Here is an 18,589-nt window from a genome sequence, read left to right as displayed (position 1 = left end):
CTCGCCGGCGCTCAATGCGTCGGCTGCCGATCGCCTGACCCGGACCTGATGCCGACATGATCTACACCGACATCGCGACCCGGACCTACAATCATGGCTGGCGGCTGGACCCCATCATCCGGAGCCTGCTCGACACCGATTTCTACAAGCTGCTGATGCTGCAGATGATCCGGGCCTTCCACCCGGAGGTGCAGGTTACCTTCTCGCTGATCAATCGCTCGAAGCATATCCGCCTCGGCGACATCGTCGATGAGGGGGAGCTCAGGGCGCAGCTCGACCATGCGCGCTCGCTGCGTTTCACCAAGAACGAGCTGATCTGGCTGGCGGGCAACAGCTTCTACGGCAAGACGCAGATGTTCTCGCCGGACTTCATGGGCTGGCTGGCCTCGTTCCAGTTGCCCGAATACGACCTGCGCAAGGTCGACGGCCAGTACGAGCTGCATTTCGACGGGCCATGGACCCACACCACCATGTGGGAGGTGCCGGCGCTCGCCATCATCAACGAACTCAGGGCTCGGCGGGTCATGGTGGGGCAGAAGCGCTTCTCGCTCGATGTGCTCTATGCCCGTGCGAAGGCCAAGATGTGGGACAAGGTCGAGCGGCTGCAGAAGCTGCCGAACCTGAAGCTCTCCGACTTCGGCACGCGGCGGCGCCATGGCCATCTCTGGCAGCGCTGGTGCGTGGAGGCGCTGAAGGAAGGGCTGGGCCCCGCCTTCACCGGCACGTCCAATGTGCTTCTGGCGATGGACACCGATCTCGAAGCGATCGGCACCAATGCGCATGAGCTGCCGATGGTGCTGGCGGCGCTCGCCGAGTCCGACGAGGCGCTGCTGCGCGCGCCCTATCGCGTGCTCGACGAGTGGCGGCAGGTCTATGGCGGCAACCTGCTGATCGCGCTGCCCGATGCCTTCGGCACACAGAGCTTCCTGCGCCACGCGCCCGACTGGGTGGCGGACTGGACCGGCTTCAGGCCCGACAGCGCGCCGCCGATCCCGGCGGGCGAGACGATCATGGCGTGGTGGCGCGACCATGGGCGCGACCCGCGCGAGAAGCTGCTCGTCTTCTCGGACGGGCTCGATGTCGATGCGATCGAGCGCGTCTACCGGCATTTCGACGGCAAGGTGCGCATGGCCTTCGGCTGGGGTACCGACCTCACCAACGACCTGGTCGGCTGCTCGCCCGACGGCTCGCGCGCGCTCGACCCGATGTCGCTGGTCTGCAAGGTGACGAAGGCCAACGGCCGGCCGGCGGTGAAGCTGTCGGACAATCCCGAGAAGGTCTCGGGCGATCCGGAGACGGTGGCGCGCTATCGGCGGGTGTTCGGGGCCGCCGACAGCCGTTAAGGAAGTATTTCGCCGTCATGTTTGCGATTCGCGATGTCGCTCGCGGGTTGGGGGACCCGGCATGATACGCTTCCGGCGCATGCTGCTGTGCGCCATCCTTGCATTCGAAGACGCGGACGACGCCGAGGTGGTTGCCGCGCTGGGGGCTGACGAAAGCGCCCGACGGGGGCTTTCCGGTTAGCAAGCTGCTCTACAAGCTGGGCCCGCAGGGCTTCGCCGCGATGCCCCGAGCCTCGCGGTGCGAATCCGCGACGGCCGCCGAGCTGCGCTTGCTCTGGCGCCGCGGGATGCCGCGGCGTCACGGCCTCGGAGCGACTCGGGAAGCGGGGAACCTTGCATCCTCGCGCAAAACCTCCTAATGCGACCCGCGTTTCTAGGCCCGAAGGGCCGCCTTCGAGGACAAGGGTGTCATGGCCAAAGAGAAGTTTTCGCGGACGAAGCCGCACTGCAACATTGGAACGATTGGTCACGTTGACCATGGCAAGACGTCTTTGACGGCTGCGATCACGAAGGTTCTGGCGGAGACAGGCGGCGCGTCGTTCACGGCGTATGACCAGATCGACAAGGCTCCGGAGGAGAAGGCTCGCGGGATCACGATCTCGACGGCGCATGTGGAGTACGAGACGGCGAACCGTCACTATGCGCATGTCGACTGCCCCGGCCACGCCGACTATGTGAAGAACATGATCACGGGCGCGGCGCAGATGGACGGCGCGATCCTGGTTGTGTCGGCGGCTGACGGGCCGATGCCGCAGACGCGCGAGCACATCCTTCTGGCGCGCCAGGTCGGCGTTCCGGCGCTTGTGGTGTTCATGAACAAGGTGGACCTGGTCGACGATGCCGAGCTGCTCGAGCTGGTCGAGATGGAGATCCGCGAGCTTCTGTCGAAGTACGATTTCCCGGGCGACGACATCCCGATCACCAAGGGCTCGGCGAAGGTCGCGCTGGACAACGGCGACAAGGCGATCGGCCATGACGCGGTGGTCGCGCTGATGAAGACGGTGGACGAGTACATCCCGCAGCCGGAGCGTCCGATCGACCAGCCGTTCCTGATGCCGGTCGAGGACGTGTTCTCGATCTCGGGCCGCGGCACGGTGGTGACGGGCCGCGTCGAGCGCGGCATCGTGAAGGTGGGCGAGGAAATCGAGATCGTCGGCCTGAAGGACACCGTGAAGACGACGGTGACGGGGGTGGAGATGTTCCGCAAGCTTCTGGACCAGGGCCAGGCTGGCGACAACATCGGCGCGCTGCTGCGCGGCACGAAGCGCGAGGACGTGGAGCGCGGCCAGGTGCTGTGCAAGCCGGGCTCTGTGAAGCCGCACACGAAGTTCAAGGCCGAGGCCTACATCCTGACGAAGGAAGAGGGCGGGCGCCACACGCCGTTCTTCACCAACTACCGGCCGCAGTTCTACTTCCGCACGACGGACGTGACCGGCGTGGTCTCGCTGCCGGAAGGCACGGAGATGGTGATGCCGGGCGACAACATCTCGATGGAGGTGACGCTGATCGCCCCGATCGCGATGGAAGAGAAGCTGCGCTTCGCCATCCGCGAAGGCGGCCGCACCGTCGGCGCCGGCGTCGTCGCAAGCATCATCGCCTGATCACGGCGACTGCTGCGCATTGATTTGGGAAAGGGCGGTGGCGACACCGCCCTTTTTCTGTTTTTCGGACCCTCCGCGTCCTGCCGGATCCGTGGAATTTTCAAAGGGTCGGTACAATTTCGACTTGAAATGCGTGCCGCCTTGGGGCACATGACGCGCACCTGCAGGGGTGTAGCTCAGTTGGTAGAGTACCGGTCTCCAAAACCGGTTGTCGTAGGTTCGAGCCCTACCGCCCCTGCCAGTCGCCTTTCGGCGAGGCGCGTGCAGTCCGCAATGCGGATCCTCCGGCGCCATGACCCAGAACATCTACGACGACGAGACTTTCTTTGCGGGCTACAGTCGCCTTCCGCGCTCCGTTCAGGGGCTTGCGGGAGCGCCTGAGTGGCCGGAACTGCGGGCGATGCTGCCGCCGCTCGCAGGGACGCGGGTGCTCGATCTCGGCTGCGGCTTCGGCTGGTTCGCCCGTTTCGCGGCAGGCGAGGGGGCGGCGAGCGTGCTTGGCGTCGACGTGTCCGAGAGGATGTTGGAGCGGGCGCGGCGCGAGACGCCGGATACCTGTATCGGCTATCGGCGCGCCGATCTCGAGAGCTTCGCGCCCGATGCAGCCGGTTTCGACCTCGCTCACAGCTCGCTGGCTTTCCATTACATCGTCGATCTCGCTGCCGTGCTTGCCCGGATCCATACCGGCCTGGCGCCGGGCGGGGTGCTGGTCTGCTCCGTCGAGCATCCTCTCCTGACGGCACCGGCGCGGCAGAGCTGGCTCGCAGATGCGGATGGTCGCCCCACCTGGCCGGTCAACGGCTACCTCGACGAGGGACCGCGGGTCAGCAACTGGCTGGCCGACGGCGTGATAAAGCAGCACCGCACGATCGCGACCTATCTCGACCTGCTGCGCGGTGCGGGCTTTTCGTTGCGGCGGCTGGTCGAATGGGGGCCGAGCCCGCAACAGGTCGCCGCGGAGCCGTCCTGGGCGAAGGAGAGGGCGCGACCGCTCTTCCTGCTGATCGCGGCGCAGCGGGATTGAGTCCGCTGCGGATCATCGGCCCGCGCGCAGGCAAACAGCTCTCGTTCGAAGGGTCTTGGCTTAAGGCCTGCGGCGATGTAAGAGGGCTCTCGATGACGGCGCGCGACCCTCCCGGGTCCCGCGCCGCGAATGTTTCAGGACGGCCGATTCGGCCTGCGGCAGGGGTCGTGGAGCGGATCGGAATCCAAGGTGGTCCATGGCGAAATCCAATCCTTTCCAGTTCCTGCAGGACGTGCGCACCGAGGCCGGCAAGGTCACCTGGCCTTCGCGCCGCGAGACGCTGATCACCACCGGCCTCGTGCTGGCGATGGTCGTCGTCTCCAGCCTGTTTTTCCTCTTCGCCGATACCCTCATCCGCTGGGGTCTCGGCCTCATCCTCGGCGCCCGTTGAACGGAATTGAGAACGTGAGCACCCGCTGGTACATCGTCCACGCCTATTCGAACTTCGAGAACAAGGTCGCCCAGTCGATCCGCGACCAGGCGCAACAGCGCAACCTGGCCGACAAGTTCGACGAGGTGCTGGTGCCGACCGAGAAGGTCGTCGAGGTTCGCCGCGGCCGCAAGGTCGAGGCCGAGCGCAAGTTCTTCCCGGGCTATGTGCTGGTGAAGTGCGAGATGACCGACGAGGTCTACCACCTCATCAAGAATACGCCGAAGGTCACCGGCTTCCTGGGCGCCGACAAGGCCAAGCCCATGCCGATCCCCGAGAGCGAGGCGATGCGCATCAAGGGTCAGGTCGCCGAGGGCGTCGAGCGCCCGAAGCCGACGATCGTGTTCGAGGTCGGCGAGCAGGTGAAGGTCGCGGATGGTCCGTTCGCCTCGTTCAACGGCGTCGTCGAGGATGTCGACCATGGCCGCGCGCGGCTCAAGGTCGCGGTCTCGATCTTCGGCCGCGCCACGCCGGTCGAGCTTGAATACAGCCAGGTCGAGAAGCTCTGATCGCCGCGATCACTATCCCATAGTACTATGTGACGTTGCGTTAAGCCGACTTTAAGGGGTCGGGCTGACAGTGAGTCGTCAAAAGAGCTCCTTTTGGTCGACATGGTTCTGCAGCATTTCAAAGCGACGGTCGGCCAGCGCATGGTGCTCTGGGGTGCCATTCTCGGCCCCCTCCTCGGCGCATACACGATCAACGAAGTCCTCCGCTCGGAGCGGCTGGACCATATCGCAAGCGAGCTATCGACGAGCGGGCGGGCGTTGGTGCGGCTTGAAGAGGCCGCTGCGGCTTTCGAGAAGCTGCACACGGTGCTGCATGGCGATCCGGCTCATGCTACCAGCACGACGCCGATCGACGAGATGGCGCGGGCCATAGCCGACATCGGCGCCTGGACGAAAGGCGAGGTCCGTGATCGTGCCCGCCAGTCCGAGGTCCTCCTCGGCACGGCGCGCCAGCAAGCGCCCGAGGGCAGCGAAAACCTCGCCGTGTTCCGCCAGTGGCCGGCGATCCACGAGGACATGCATCTCGCCCTGAACGGTGCGCTGATGGATATCGGCGCGCGGCTCAGAAGCCAGATCGACGAATCCGAGCGGATCGAGGCCGTGCTCGGGGCTGCCGGTCTGTTGGCCCTTTTCCTGATCGTCGGGCTGGAATACCGCTGGCTCGTCCGGCCGATCATCGAGATGGCGCGGGTGCTGCGCGAGGGGCCGGGCAGCACGTCCTGGCTGTCCGGCGTGGCTGCGCGCAGCGACGAGATCGGTGCCTTAGCCAGGGCGCTAAGCGCTCATCTGAATGATCAAAAGGCCGGGCAGGAGGCTGCGGTCCAGCGCATGGCTGCGATGGCCGACGATATCCAGCGGCGAGAGGAGGCCAGAACCCAGAGCCTTGCCTTCCAGGATCGCATCGCGGCGATCGGGGCCGCGCTCGAGACCCATTCCAGCCGGATGTCGCAGGCCGCTCGTGAACTCGGCGGTTATTCCGGAGATGTCGATCGCCGCGCCAGCGCCGCCGCCCAATCGACGCAGCGTGTCGCTGCCCATGTCGGCGACGTCGCGTCGACCATCGGCGAGATCACCGCCCTGGTCAGGGAAGCGGCCCGCGAGGCGCAGCGCAGCGCCGAGGTCAGCATCGGGGCCAAGGCTCTGGTCGGAGAGGCGAGGGCGGATACGGGCGCGCTGCACGAGGCCGTGGGGCGCATTTCCAGCATCATCGACATCATCTCCTCCGTCGCCAGCCAGACCAATCTGCTGGCGCTCAACGCCACGATCGAGGCCGCGCGTGCGGGCGAAGCCGGGCGAGGCTTCATGATCGTCGCCTCCGAGGTCAAGCAGCTGTCGCAGCGCACGGCGCAGGCGACGGTGGAGGTGCAGAGCGGTCTCGACCTGATCCGCGTGGCTGCGGACCGGCTCACCTGCCGCGTCGGCACGCTGGTGGACTCGATCGACGATGTCGAGGCGGCCGCGGATTCGATCGCCGAGCTGACCCGCCAGCAGGAAGCCAATTCCTCCGCCATCGCCGAGAGCACGGCCAGCACGGCAGGGGATGTGCGCCTCGTCGCCGAGCAGGTCGAGCAGGTGGCCGCCATGACCGAGCAGTGGCGCCGGACGGCGGAGGCTGCCATGCAGGCTTCCACCGACCTCGATCGGCAGGCGGCAGGCCTGCGCGAGGTGGTCGAGAGCTTCATCGCGCAGACGCGGCAGGCCCAGCCGGAGGGCGAAGCGGCCTGACGAGTCAGCGGGCGCCCGCGAAAGGGACTTCCACTGTCGCGCCTTCTGTGCCATAGGGCGCGCCTCAACCGCGTGGGAGGCGTGCCGGTCGCCAGCCGGATCACAGGCGCCGCACCACGCACTGCAACCACCCCGGCCCCCCTGGAGAGCTTCCACGGGCAGGGGCGTCGTCGTTCCGCCAGGCAGCGGGGCAGGCGGCAGGAGCAGCCATCATGGCGAAGAAGATCACGGGCTACGTGAAGCTTCAGGTTCCGGCGGGCGCGGCCAATCCGTCGCCGCCGATCGGTCCGGCGCTGGGTCAGCGCGGCCTCAACATCATGGAATTCTGCAAGGCCTTCAACGCGAAGACCCAGCAGATGGAAAAGGGCATGCCGATCCCGGTGATCATCACCGCCTATGCGGATCGCTCCTTCACCTTCGAAATGAAGCAGCCGCCGGTCTCGTACTGGCTGAAGAAGGCCGCCGGCCTGACCTCGGGCTCCAAGACCCCGGGCCGCGGCGGCAATGTCGGCAAGGTGACCGTCGCTCAGATCAATGAGATCGCCGAGAAGAAGATGGCCGATCTCAACTGCAGCACCGTCGAATCCGCAGCGTCCATGATCAAGGGCTCCGCCCGGTCGATGGGCCTGGAAGTCGTGGGCTGAGGGAGATCTGACAATGGCACATGTGGGAAAGCGCGTCGTCAAGGGCCGTGAAGGCATTGACCGCACCAAGCTCTACACGCTCGATCAGGCCGTGACCTTCATCAAGGAGCGCGCCAACGCCAAGTTCGACGAGACGGTCGAGATCGCGATGAATCTCGGCGTCGATCCGCGTCACGCCGACCAGATGGTCCGCGGCGTCTGCAACCTGCCGAACGGCTCGGGCCGGACGCTGCGCGTCGCCGTCTTCGCCCGCGGCCCCAAGGCCGAGGAGGCCAAGAAGGCCGGTGCGGACATCGTCGGTGCCGAGGATCTGGTCGAGTCCGTCCAGAAGGGCGAGATCAACTTCGACCGCTGCATCGCGACCCCGGACATGATGGGCCTCGTCGGCCGCCTCGGTAAGGTGCTCGGCCCGCGCGGCCTGATGCCGAACCCGCGTGTCGGCACCGTCACCATGGACGTGACCGCCGCCGTCGCCGCCTCGAAGGGCGGTTCGGTCGAGTTCCGCGTCGAGAAGGCCGGTATCGTGCATGCCGCGGTCGGCAAGGCCTCGTTCTCGGCCGAGAAGCTCGCCGAGAACATCAAGGCGTTCGTCGACTCGGTCGCCAAGGCCAAGCCGGCCGGCGCCAAGGGCACCTATATCCAGCGCGTCGCGCTGTCCTCGACGATGGGCCCGGGCGTCAAGATCGAGCCGAACACCGTCATGGGTGCGTAATTCGCCCGAGCGGGGCAGGCCGCCAGGCCCGCCCCGCTCCGGTCGCTCTTGATTTCAAGGAATCGAGAGGCTACTTGGCAGGAGCGGGTGAAGACGTTATGACGCTCGCCTGTTTCCATGAGTCACAGGGCTCCGGCGCGCTTCGCGCGCAGGGGTCTATTTCGCGTTTTTTGGCGGAATTCCGCTGAAAAATGGGTGTTTCGGGGCCGAAAGAGCGATCTTGCGGCATGGAATCACCCAGTCCTGTCTGAGACTGCAGGTGCTCCGGAGCTTCGGCTGCGGGCATAATTTCGCCAAGAGGCCTGCATAGACGGTGCAAGAGCTTAGTCCCGGATCGCAGGATCCGGAAGAAGACGGTTCGAACCATCTCGCCCGGTCGCAGCCTCATCAAGAGGTCTTCGAGCGGGGACAGGGCACCAAGCGTCGCTTCACGGCACGCCGGTGTCAACCGGGGTTCTGGAAGCGGCATTTGCAACCGGCGGCGAGTGTCATGCTCGTCGTCAACCGGAGAGAGCCCAGTGGATAAAGCGGCAAAAAAAGATGCCGTCGCTTCGCTGAACGACGTGTTTGCGAACACGTCGGTCGTCGTCGTGGCCCACTATGCGGGTTTGACCGTGGCCCAGTTCCAGAAGCTTCGTCGCGAGATGAAGGCGAATGGCGCCACTGTTAAGGTCGCAAAGAACCGCTTGGCCAAGATCGCTCTTGAAGGCACCGACGTCGCGTCCATCAGCAAGCTGCTGACGGGTCCCACCCTGATCGCCTATTCCAACGATCCGGTCGCGGCGCCGAAGGTCGCCACCGCTTTCGCCAAGGAGAACGACAAGCTCGTCATCCTGGGCGGCGCGATGGGCACGACCGCCCTGAACCCCGATGGTGTCAAGGCCCTGGCCACGATGCCCTCGCTCGACGAACTGCGCGCCAAGCTCATCGGCCTTGTCCAGGCCCCGGCTACGAAGCTCGCGCAGCTCACGAACGCGCCCGCCGGCAAGCTGGCTCGCGTGGTTCAGGCCTATGCCGACAAGAATGCGGCTTGATAGCCAGCAAACCCTTATCGTTCGAACCTCTTAAGACAGGAAGTTAAACCATGGCCGATCTCGCCAAGCTCGTCGACGAGCTGTCGTCGCTCACCGTTCTCGAGGCCGCTGACCTCGCCAAGATGCTCGAAGAGAAGTGGGGCGTCTCCGCCGCCGCCGCCGTCGCCGTTGCGGCTGGCCCGGCCGCCGGCGCCCCGGCTGCCGCCGCCGAGGAGCAGACTGAGTTCACCGTTGTCCTGGCCTCGGCCGGCGACAAGAAGATCGAAGTCATCAAGGAAGTCCGCGCCATCACCGGCCTGGGCCTCAAGGAAGCCAAGGACCTGGTCGAAGGCGCTCCGAAGCCCGTCAAGGAAGGCGTTGGCAAGGACGAGGCCGAGAAGCTCAAGAAGCAGCTCGAGGCCGTCGGCGCCAAGGTCGAGCTCAAGTGAGCCCGGGCCGGCTGGTGCCGGTCCTGCTCTAGCAAAACAGACAGTCCCGGGGGCGCCTTGCCTCCGGGGCTGTTGCGTCGTTTCCGCGGATTTGCGCGGGAGTTGTCGCAGGAGGCCCGCTGCAACCGCGCGGCGAGGCTTTCGACAACGAGTTGAGGGCGGCGCATCAAGCGCCAAACGGTTCACCCGGCGGCCAGCGCATGCTGTGCCGACCGCCCGGTGAGCCGTCCATGGAGCCGAAGCCGGGGCGCCCGAAGGGATGCGCCGGGGCCGGTTCTGAACGGAGAGGTCGGTATCTGCCGGAACATGGTGGCCTCGTGGTCGCCCTGCGTCGGACGGTGCCAGAGAACGCGAGGAACAACATGGTCAATTCGCTTCAGGGCCGCAGGCGCGTCCGCAAGTTCTTCGGCAAGCTCAAGGAAGTGGCTCAGATGCCGAACCTCATCGAGGTTCAGAAGGCGTCCTATGACCAGTTCCTGATGGTCGACGAGCCCAAGGGCGGCCGCGCCGACGAGGGCCTTCAGTCCGTCTTCAGGTCGGTGTTTCCGATCGGCGATTTCTCCGGCGCCTCGCTGCTGGAGTTCGTCAAGTACACCTTCGAACCGCCGAAATACGACGTCGACGAGTGCCGCCAGCGCGGCATGACCTATTCTGCGCCGCTCAAGGTGACGCTGCGCCTGATCGTGTTCGATATCGATCCGGACACCCAGGCGAAGTCGGTGAAAGATATCAAGGAGCAGGATGTCTACATGGGCGACATGCCGCTCATGACCGACAACGGCACCTTCATCGTCAACGGCACCGAGCGCGTCATCGTCTCCCAGATGCACCGTTCGCCGGGCGTCTTCTTCGACCACGACAAGGGCAAGACCCATTCCTCGGGCAAGCTGCTCTTCGCCGCGCGCATCATTCCCTATCGCGGCTCGTGGCTCGACATCGAGTTCGACGCCAAGGACATTGTCTATGCGCGTATCGACCGGAAGCGGAAGATTCCGGTCACCTCGCTGCTGTTCGCGCTCGGCATGGACGGCGAGGAGATCCTCGGCCGCTTCTACAACCACATCACCTATGTCCGTGACGGCGACGGATGGCGCGTTCCCTACGACCCGGAGCGCATGAAGGGCTTCAAGGCGACCGTCGATCTGATCGATGCCGATACCGGCGAGGTCGTGGTCGAGGCCGGCAAGAAGCTTGTCGCCCGCACTGCTCGCCAGCTGGCCGAGAAGGGGCTGAAGTTCCTGCGCGCCTCCGACGAGGATCTTGTCGGCCAGTATGTCGCCGAGGATATCGTCGATCCGGAGACGGGCGAGGTCCACGCCGAGGCCGGCGAAGAGCTGGTCATGGCGGCGGAGGCCAAGACCGGCGAGATGAAGGGCAATCTCGTCGACCTGATCGCCAAGGGCTATACCGAGATCCCGGTGCTCGACATCGATCACATCACGGTCGGCCCCTATATTCGCAACACGCTCGCCGTCGACAAGAACTCGCGCCGCGAGGAAGCCCTGTTCGACATCTATCGCGTGATGCGTCCTGGCGAGCCGCCGACGCTCGAGACCGCCGAGAACATGTTCCAGTCGCTGTTCTTCGACCCGGAGCGCTACGACCTCTCGGCCGTTGGCCGCGTGAAGATGAACATGCGCCTCGATCTCGATGCCGAGGACACTGTCCGCATCCTCCGCAAGGAGGACATCTTCGCGGTCGTCAAGGCGCTGGTCGACCTGCGCGACGGCAAGGGCGAGATCGACGACATCGACCATCTCGGCAACCGCCGCGTCCGTTCGGTCGGCGAGCTGATGGAGAACCAGTATCGCCTGGGTCTCCTGCGCATGGAGCGCGCCATCAAGGAGCGCATGAGCTCGGTCGATATCGACACGGTCATGCCGCAGGACCTGATCAACGCGAAGCCGGCGGCCGCCGCCGTGCGCGAGTTCTTCGGCTCCTCGCAGCTCTCGCAGTTCATGGACCAGACGAACCCGCTGTCGGAAGTCACGCATAAGCGCCGTCTTTCGGCGCTTGGCCCGGGCGGTCTCACCCGCGAGCGCGCCGGCTTCGAGGTGCGCGACGTGCACCCGACCCATTACGGCCGCATCTGCCCGATCGAGACGCCGGAAGGCCCGAACATCGGCCTGATCAACTCGCTCGCCACCTTCGCGCGGGTGAACAAGTACGGCTTCATCGAGAGCCCCTATCGCCGCATCCGCGACGGCAAGGTTACCGACGAGGTGATCTATCTCTCCGCCATGGAGGAGATGAAGTACAACGTCGCGCAGGCGAATGCCGCCGTCGACAAGGAAGGCCGCCTGACGGACGACCTCGTCGTCTGCCGCCGCGCGGGTGAAGTCGTCGTCACGCCGGTCGACAAGGTCGATTTCCAGGACGTCTCGCCCAAGCAGCTCGTCTCGGTTGCCGCGGCGCTGATCCCGTTCCTCGAGAACGACGACGCCAACCGCGCCTTGATGGGCTCGAACATGCAGCGCCAGGCGGTGCCGCTGGTTCGCGCGGACGCGCCCTTCGTCGGCACCGGCATGGAAGCGGTCGTCGCCCGTGACTCGGGCGCCGCGATCGCGGCCCGCCGCGCCGGCATCGTCGACCAGGTCGATGCGACCCGTATCGTCATCCGCGCCACCGGCGAGACGGACCCGACCAAGCCGGGCGTCGACATCTACCGGCTGCAGAAGTTCCAGCGCTCCAACCAGTCGACCTGCATCACGCAGCGCCCGCTGGTGCGCGTCGGCGACGTCGTCAAGAAGGGCGACATCGTCGCGGACGGCCCGTCGACCGAGTTCGGCGAGCTTGCGCTCGGCCGCAACGTGCTGGTCGCGTTCATGCCGTGGAACGGCTACAACTTCGAGGACTCGATCCTTCTCTCCGAGAACATCGTCTCCCAGGACATCTTCACCTCGATCCATATCGAGGAGTTCGAGGTCATGGCGCGCGATACCAAGCTCGGGCCTGAGGAGATCACCCGCGACATCCCGAACGTGTCGGAAGAGGCTCTGAAGAACCTCGACGAAGCCGGCATCGTCTATATCGGCGCGGAAGTGGCAGCCGGAGACATCCTCTGCGGCAAGATCACGCCGAAGGGCGAGAGCCCGATGACGCCGGAAGAGAAGCTGCTGCGCGCCATCTTCGGCGAGAAGGCTTCGGATGTTCGCGACACCTCGCTGCGCGTCCCCCCGGGCGTGCAGGGCACGATCGTCGAAGTGCGCGTGTTCAACCGCCACGGCGTCGACAAGGACGAGCGTGCCCAGGCGATCGAGCGCGAGGAGATCGAGCGTCTCGCCAAGGACCGAGACGACGAGCAGGCGATCCTCGACCGCAACACCTTCGCCCGCCTCGCCGAGATCCTGACGGGCAAGACGGGCCTCGCCGGCCCGAAGGGCTTCAAGAAGGACACGGTCATCACCCGCGAGGTGATGAGCGAGTTCCCGCGCTCGCAGTGGTGGCTGTTCGCCACCGCCGAAGACTCGCTGATGACCGAGATCGAGGCGATGCGGAAGCAGTACGACGAGTCGAAGAAGCGCCTCGAGCAGCGCTTCCTCGACAAGGTCGAGAAGCTGCAGCGCGGCGACGAGCTGCCTCCGGGCGTGATGAAGATGGTCAAGGTCTTCGTCGCGGTGAAGCGCAAGATCCAGCCCGGCGACAAGATGGCGGGCCGCCACGGCAACAAGGGCGTGGTCTCGCGCATCGTGCCGGTGGAGGACATGCCGTTCCTCGAGGACGGCACCCATGCCGACATCGTGCTGAACCCGCTCGGCGTGCCCTCGCGCATGAATGTCGGCCAGATCCTGGAGACCCATCTGGGCTGGGCGGCTGCGGGCCTGGGCAAGCAGATCGGCAAGGCGCTCGACGCGTACAAGAAGTCGAACGACTTCAAGGCGCTGAAGGCCGAGTTCGATGCCGTCTACGAGGACAACGAGATCATCGCCTCGATGGACGAGAAGGAACTCGTCGAGATGGGCCAGAACCTGCGCCGCGGCGTTCCCGTCGCGACGCCGGTGTTCAACGGCGCCAAGGAGGCCGACATCGAGCGGCTTCTGGAGCAGGCCGGGCTGCATTCGTCGGGCCAGTCGACCCTCTATGACGGACGCACGGGCGAGCCTTTCGACCGCAAGGTGACGATGGGCTACATCTACATGCTCAAGCTGCACCATCTCGTGGACGACAAGATCCACGCGCGTTCGATCGGTCCTTACTCGCTCGTCACCCAGCAGCCGCTGGGCGGCAAGGCGCAGTTCGGCGGCCAGCGCTTCGGCGAAATGGAGGTCTGGGCGCTCGAAGCCTATGGCGCCGCCTACACGCTGCAGGAGATGCTGACGGTGAAGTCGGACGACGTCGCGGGCCGCACCAAGGTCTACGAGTCGATCGTGCGCGGCGAGGACAACTTCGAGGCGGGCATCCCCGAGAGCTTCAACGTTCTCGTCAAGGAAATGCGCTCGCTCGGCCTCAACGTCGAGCTGATCAACAACAAGGTGAAGCCGGGCGAGTTGCCGCCGGCCGAAGCGGCCGAGTGAGCCGCTAGACGAACCTTGGACATTCGCCGGCGGCACTCACGCCGCCGGCAGACGGAATTGACGAGCCGGGCAGGGTGGCCTTCGCCCCCGCCGGCGGAAGGAGACAGGCGATGAAGCAAGAGGTCATGAACCTTTTCGGCCAGCAGCCGGTCCAGCAGGCCTTCGACGCGATCAAGATCTCGATCGCGAGCCCGGAGAAGATCCTGTCCTGGTCGTTTGGCGAGATCAAGAAGCCCGAGACGATCAACTACCGCACGTTCAAGCCGGAGCGTGACGGCCTGTTCTGCGCGCGCATCTTCGGGCCGATCAAGGACTACGAGTGCCTGTGCGGCAAGTACAAGCGCATGAAGTTCAAGGGCGTCATCTGCGAGAAGTGCGGCGTCGAGGTGACGCTCGCCCGCGTCCGGCGCGAGCGCATGGGCCATATCGAGCTCGCCGCCCCGGTGGCGCATATCTGGTTCCTGAAGTCGCTGCCCTCGCGCATCGGCCTGCTCATGGATATGCCGCTCAAGGACCTGGAGCGCATCCTCTATTTCGAAAGCTACGTCGTCATCGAGCCGGGCCTGACCCCGCTCAAGGACCGGCAGCTGCTGTCGGAGGAGGAGTACGTCCGGGCGCAGGAAGAGTACGGCGCGGACACCTTCACTGCCATGATCGGCGCGGAAGCCATCCGCGAGATGCTGCGCGCGCTCGACCTCGACCAGATCAACGCCGATCTCAAGCATGAGATCGCGACGACGACGTCGGAGCTGAAGCCCAAGAAGCTGATGAAGCGCCTCAAGATCATCGAGGCGTTCCAGGAGTCGGGCAACAAGCCGGAATGGATGGTGATGACCCAGATTCCGGTCATCCCGCCGGATCTGCGTCCGCTCGTTCCGCTCGATGGCGGCCGCTTCGCCACCTCGGACCTGAACGATCTCTATCGCCGCGTCATCAACCGCAACAACCGCCTGAAGCGCCTCATCGAGCTGCGCGCGCCGGACATCATCATCCGCAACGAGAAGCGGATGCTGCAGGAATCCGTCGATGCGCTGTTCGACAACGGCCGCCGCGGCCGCGTCATCACGGGTGCCAACAAGCGCCCGCTGAAGTCGCTCGCCGACATGCTGAAGGGCAAGCAGGGCCGCTTCCGGCAGAACCTGCTCGGCAAGCGCGTCGACTATTCCGGCCGCTCGGTCATCGTCGTCGGCCCGGAGATGAAGCTGCACCAGTGCGGCCTGCCGAAGAAGATGGCGCTGGAGCTGTTCAAGCCGTTCATCTATGCGCGCCTCGACGCCAAGGGCTACTCGACCACGGTCAAGCAGGCCAAGAAGCTCGTCGAGAAGGAGAAGCCCGAGGTCTGGGATATCCTGGACGAGGTCATCCGCGAGCATCCGGTGATGCTGAACCGCGCCCCGACGCTGCACCGCCTCGGCATCCAGGCCTTCGAGCCCGTGCTGATCGAGGGCAAGGCGATCCAGCTGCATCCGCTGGTCTGCGCCGCGTTCAACGCGGACTTCGACGGCGACCAGATGGCCGTGCACGTCCCGCTGTCGCTCGAGGCGCAGCTGGAAGCGCGCGTGCTGATGATGTCGACCAACAACATCCTGCACCCCGCGAACGGCATGCCGATCATCGTGCCCTCGCAGGACATCGTGCTCGGCCTGTACTACCTCTCGATCGTCTCGGACGGCGAGCCCGGCCAGGGCAAGGCCTTCGGTGATTTCGGCGAACTCGAGCACGCGCTGCATGAGAAGGTCATCACGCTGCACTCGAAGATCAAATATCGCTGGACCGGCGTCGGTCAGGACGGCAAGCCGTACACCAAGATCTACGACACCACCCCGGGCCGCGTGATCCTCTCGACCGCGCTGCCGGAGCACCCGGCCGTGTCCTTCGACGTCGTCAACAAGCTGATGACGAAGAAGGAAATCTCCGGAATGATCGACGCCGTCTATCGCGGCTGCGGTCAGAAGGAATCGGTGATCTTCTGCGACCGCGTCATGGGGCTGGGCTTCAAGCACGCCTTCAAGGCCGGCATCTCCTTCGGCAAGGACGACATGGTCGTGCCGGAGAACAAGTGGGAGATCGTCGACACGACCCGCGCGCTCGCCAAGGACTACGAGCAGCAGTACCAGGACGGCCTGATCACCCAGGGCGAGAAGTACAACAAGGTCGTCGACGCCTGGGCGAAGTGCTCCGACAAGCTCGCCCAGGAGATGATGGCCCGCATCTCGACCGTCCAGAAGGACGATCTCGGCCGCGACAAGCAGATCAACTCGATCTACATGATGTCGCACTCCGGTGCCCGTGGCTCGCCGGCGCAGATGCGCCAGCTTGCCGCCATGCGCGGCCTGATGGCCAAGCCGTCGGGCGAGATCATCGAGTCGCCCATCATCTCGAACTTCAAGGAAGGCCTCGACGTTCTCGAGTACTTCAACTCGACCCACGGCGCCCGCAAGGGGCTCGCCGACACGGCGCTCAAGACGGCCAACTCCGGCTATCTCACCCGCCGTCTCGTCGACGTGGCGCAGGACGCGATCATCTCCGAGGTGGATTGCGGCTCCGACAACGGCATCAAGATGCGCGCCATCGTCGATGCCGGCCAGGTCGTGGCCTCGCTCGGCATGCGCATCCTGGGCCGCGCGACCGCCGAAGACATCGTCGATGTCGAGGGCAAGGTCATCGTCGCCAAGGGCATCGTGATCGAGGAAAGCGACATCGCGAAGATCAACGCCGCCGGCGTCCAGGAGGTGAAGATCCGTTCGGTCCTCACCTGCGAGACCAAGAACGGCGTCTGCGCCACCTGTTACGGGCGCGATCTGGCCCGCGGCACGCCCGTCAACATGGGCGAGGCGGTCGGCGTCATCGCGGCGCAGTCGATCGGCGAGCCGGGTACGCAGCTCACCATGCGCACCTTCCACATCGGCGGCGCGGCCACCATCGCCGACCAGTCCTTCGTCGAGTCGAACTTCGAAGGCACGGTCAAGATGCGCAACCGCAACGTCGCGCGGAACTCCGATGGCGACCTCATCGCCATGGCGCGCAACATCGCCATCGTGATCGTCGGGCCAGACGGTGCCGAGCGCGCGGTCCATCGCGTCCAGTTCGGCTCGAAGCTGCGGGTCGACGAGGGCGACAAGGTCAAGCGCGGCCAGCGCCTGATCGAGTGGGATCCCTATTCCCGCCCGATCCTGGCGGAGGTCGACGGCACCGTCGGCTACGAGGACCTCGTGGACGGCATGTCGATCACCGAGACGACCGACGAGGCGACGGGCATCTCCAAGCGCGTCGTCATCGACTGGCGCGGCTCGGCCCGTACGGCCGACCTCAAGCCGGCGATGGTGATCTTCGGGACGGACGGCAAGATCGCGAAGCTCGCCCGTGGCGGCGATGCCCGCTACATCCTGCCGGTCGAGGGCATCATCTCGGTGGAGCCTGGCCACGCGATCAAGGCCGGCGACGTGCTCGCCCGTGTCTCGACCGACTCGGCCAAGACCCGCGACATCACGGGCGGTCTGCCGCGCGTGGCGGAGCTGTTCGAGGCGCGTCGTCCGAAGGATGCGGCGATCATCGCCGAGAAGTCCGGCGTCATCGGCTTCGGCAAGGACTACAAGAACAAGCGTCGCGTCACGCTGACGCCGCATGACGGCTCCGACGGGCTCGAGTACCTGATCCCGAAGGGCAAGCACATCCATCTCCAGGACGGCGACGTCGTGGAGACGGGCGACTACATCCTCGACGGCAACCCGGCCCCGCACGACATCCTCGCGATCAAGGGCGTCGAGGAGCTGGCGGCTTATCTGGTGAACGAAATCCAGGAGGTCTATCGCCTCCAGGGCGTGACCATCAACGACAAGCACATCGAGGTCATCGTCCGGCAGATGCTGCAGAAGGTCGAGATCACCGAGTCGGGAGACAGCGACATCCTGACCGGCGACCAGATCGACCGGATCGAGCTGGAAGAGGTCAATGCGAAGCTGCGGGAGGAGGGCAAGAAGCCCGCCTCCGGGGTGCCGGTCCTTCTCGGCATCACCAAGGCCTCGCTGCAGACCCGCTCCTTCATCTCGGCGGCGTCCTTCCAGGAGACCACCCGCGTCCTCACCGAGGCGGCGGTCAACGGCAAGTCGGACATGCTTGAGGGCCTCAAGGAGAACGTCATCGTCGGCTCGCTCATCCCGGCCGGCACCGGCGCCCAGGTCGCCCGCATCAAGCAGGTGGCTACGCGCCGCGACGACCTCATCGTCGGGCAGAAGGCGGATGCGGCGGCCAAGGCCGCTGCCCAGGCCGCGGCGGTGCTTCCGGCTGCCGAGTAAGGCTAACGGTCAGGCAACGATCGGAAAGGCCGCCCCCTTCGGGCGGCCTTTTTGTTGCGTCGTGGGGCAGGAGAGGGCGCGCGCCTGCCGCACCCGGCGAAACTGCGGTGCTGCCGGTGGTTTCGGGGTTGACGCGAATCTCCCTGTGAGTCATAAGCGCGCCACTGTCGACGGTTGTCGGACACGTCTGTCGCCTGCGCATCGTTCGCAAGCGAGTTTCGCGACCGAAACTCCGTCGGAATTCCAGCGTCGAACGACGACATGGCAAGATGCATGAACGCGGAGGTTCCGTGTTCCTCTGCTGGCGAGCGCGCCTGAGGCCCCGAACAG

12 protein-coding genes and 1 tRNA gene are annotated in these 18,589 nt (G+C 65.5%); all 13 read left to right on the top strand.

The annotated features are described in order from the left end of the window. The first annotated feature begins 56 nt into the window (after positions 1-56). The 13 genes from pncB (at position 57) to rpoC (ending at position 18,259) form a co-directional block, all read left to right on the top strand. Positions 57-1,343, top strand: coding sequence for a nicotinate phosphoribosyltransferase (gene pncB, locus BW981_RS11470; protein WP_076439226.1), 1,287 nt, complete (start codon positions 57-59; stop codon positions 1,341-1,343). A 410-nt stretch (positions 1,344-1,753) separates the two neighbouring features. Next, positions 1,754-2,944, top strand: coding sequence for an elongation factor Tu (gene tuf, locus BW981_RS11465; protein WP_076439201.1), 1,191 nt, complete (start codon positions 1,754-1,756; stop codon positions 2,942-2,944). Between the two features lie 165 nt (positions 2,945-3,109). Beyond that, positions 3,110-3,185: transfer RNA gene (locus tag BW981_RS11460), tRNA-Trp, on the top strand. Positions 3,186-3,236: 51 nt separating this feature from the next. Then, positions 3,237-3,968 (top strand): class I SAM-dependent methyltransferase, encoded by a 732-nt coding sequence (locus tag BW981_RS11455; protein WP_076439224.1) that lies wholly within the window; start codon positions 3,237-3,239, stop codon positions 3,966-3,968. A gap of 196 nt (positions 3,969-4,164) precedes the next feature. After that, complete coding sequence (secE, locus tag BW981_RS11450) at positions 4,165-4,359, top strand: preprotein translocase subunit SecE (protein ID WP_076439222.1); 195 nt, start codon at positions 4,165-4,167, stop codon at positions 4,357-4,359. 14 nt (positions 4,360-4,373) lie between these two features. After that, complete coding sequence (gene nusG / locus BW981_RS11445) at positions 4,374-4,907, top strand: transcription termination/antitermination protein NusG (RefSeq protein ID WP_076439221.1); 534 nt, start codon at positions 4,374-4,376, stop codon at positions 4,905-4,907. A gap of 102 nt (positions 4,908-5,009) precedes the next feature. Further along, a complete protein-coding gene (locus tag BW981_RS11440) occupies positions 5,010-6,632 on the top strand; it encodes a methyl-accepting chemotaxis protein (protein WP_244560304.1) in 1,623 nt (540 codons plus the stop codon). 212 nt (positions 6,633-6,844) lie between these two features. Next, entirely contained in the window at positions 6,845-7,276 is a 432-nt protein-coding gene (rplK, locus tag BW981_RS11435) for a 50S ribosomal protein L11 (protein WP_076439217.1), read from the top strand. 13 nt (positions 7,277-7,289) lie between these two features. Further along, a complete protein-coding gene (gene rplA, locus BW981_RS11430) occupies positions 7,290-7,988 on the top strand; it encodes a 50S ribosomal protein L1 (protein WP_076439215.1) in 699 nt (232 codons plus the stop codon). A gap of 518 nt (positions 7,989-8,506) precedes the next feature. Then, a complete protein-coding gene (gene rplJ / locus BW981_RS11425; RefSeq protein WP_076439213.1) occupies positions 8,507-9,022 on the top strand; it encodes a 50S ribosomal protein L10 in 516 nt (171 codons plus the stop codon). Positions 9,023-9,072: 50 nt separating this feature from the next. Then, entirely contained in the window at positions 9,073-9,450 is a 378-nt protein-coding gene (gene rplL / locus BW981_RS11420; protein WP_076439211.1) for a 50S ribosomal protein L7/L12, read from the top strand. 362 nt (positions 9,451-9,812) lie between these two features. Continuing rightward, positions 9,813-13,964, top strand: coding sequence for a DNA-directed RNA polymerase subunit beta (gene rpoB / locus BW981_RS11415; RefSeq protein WP_076439209.1), 4,152 nt, complete (start codon positions 9,813-9,815; stop codon positions 13,962-13,964). Between the two features lie 110 nt (positions 13,965-14,074). Beyond that, positions 14,075-18,259: a DNA-directed RNA polymerase subunit beta' gene (rpoC, locus tag BW981_RS11410; protein ID WP_076439207.1), complete on the top strand. Its 4,185-nt coding sequence runs from the start codon at positions 14,075-14,077 to the stop codon at positions 18,257-18,259. The last annotated feature ends 330 nt before the right edge of the window (positions 18,260-18,589 follow it).

The sequence above is a fragment of the Allobosea sp. TND4EK4 genome, from assembly GCF_900156025.1.
GTDB lineage: Bacteria > Pseudomonadota > Alphaproteobacteria > Rhizobiales > Beijerinckiaceae > Allobosea.
This window is presented reverse-complemented; position numbering and strand designations above follow the sequence as displayed.

Coding starts and splice junctions, on each gene's coding strand:
- pncB (WP_076439226.1), top strand. CDS start 57: ATGATCTACACCGACATCGCGACCCGGACCTACAATCATGGCTGGCGG.
- tuf (WP_076439201.1), top strand. CDS start 1,754: ATGGCCAAAGAGAAGTTTTCGCGGACGAAGCCGCACTGCAACATTGGA.
- BW981_RS11455 (WP_076439224.1), top strand. CDS start 3,237: ATGACCCAGAACATCTACGACGACGAGACTTTCTTTGCGGGCTACAGT.
- secE (WP_076439222.1), top strand. CDS start 4,165: ATGGCGAAATCCAATCCTTTCCAGTTCCTGCAGGACGTGCGCACCGAG.
- BW981_RS11440 (WP_244560304.1), top strand. CDS start 5,010: ATGGTTCTGCAGCATTTCAAAGCGACGGTCGGCCAGCGCATGGTGCTC.
- rplK (WP_076439217.1), top strand. CDS start 6,845: ATGGCGAAGAAGATCACGGGCTACGTGAAGCTTCAGGTTCCGGCGGGC.
- rplA (WP_076439215.1), top strand. CDS start 7,290: ATGGCACATGTGGGAAAGCGCGTCGTCAAGGGCCGTGAAGGCATTGAC.
- rplL (WP_076439211.1), top strand. CDS start 9,073: ATGGCCGATCTCGCCAAGCTCGTCGACGAGCTGTCGTCGCTCACCGTT.
- rpoB (WP_076439209.1), top strand. CDS start 9,813: ATGGTCAATTCGCTTCAGGGCCGCAGGCGCGTCCGCAAGTTCTTCGGC.
- rpoC (WP_076439207.1), top strand. CDS start 14,075: ATGAAGCAAGAGGTCATGAACCTTTTCGGCCAGCAGCCGGTCCAGCAG.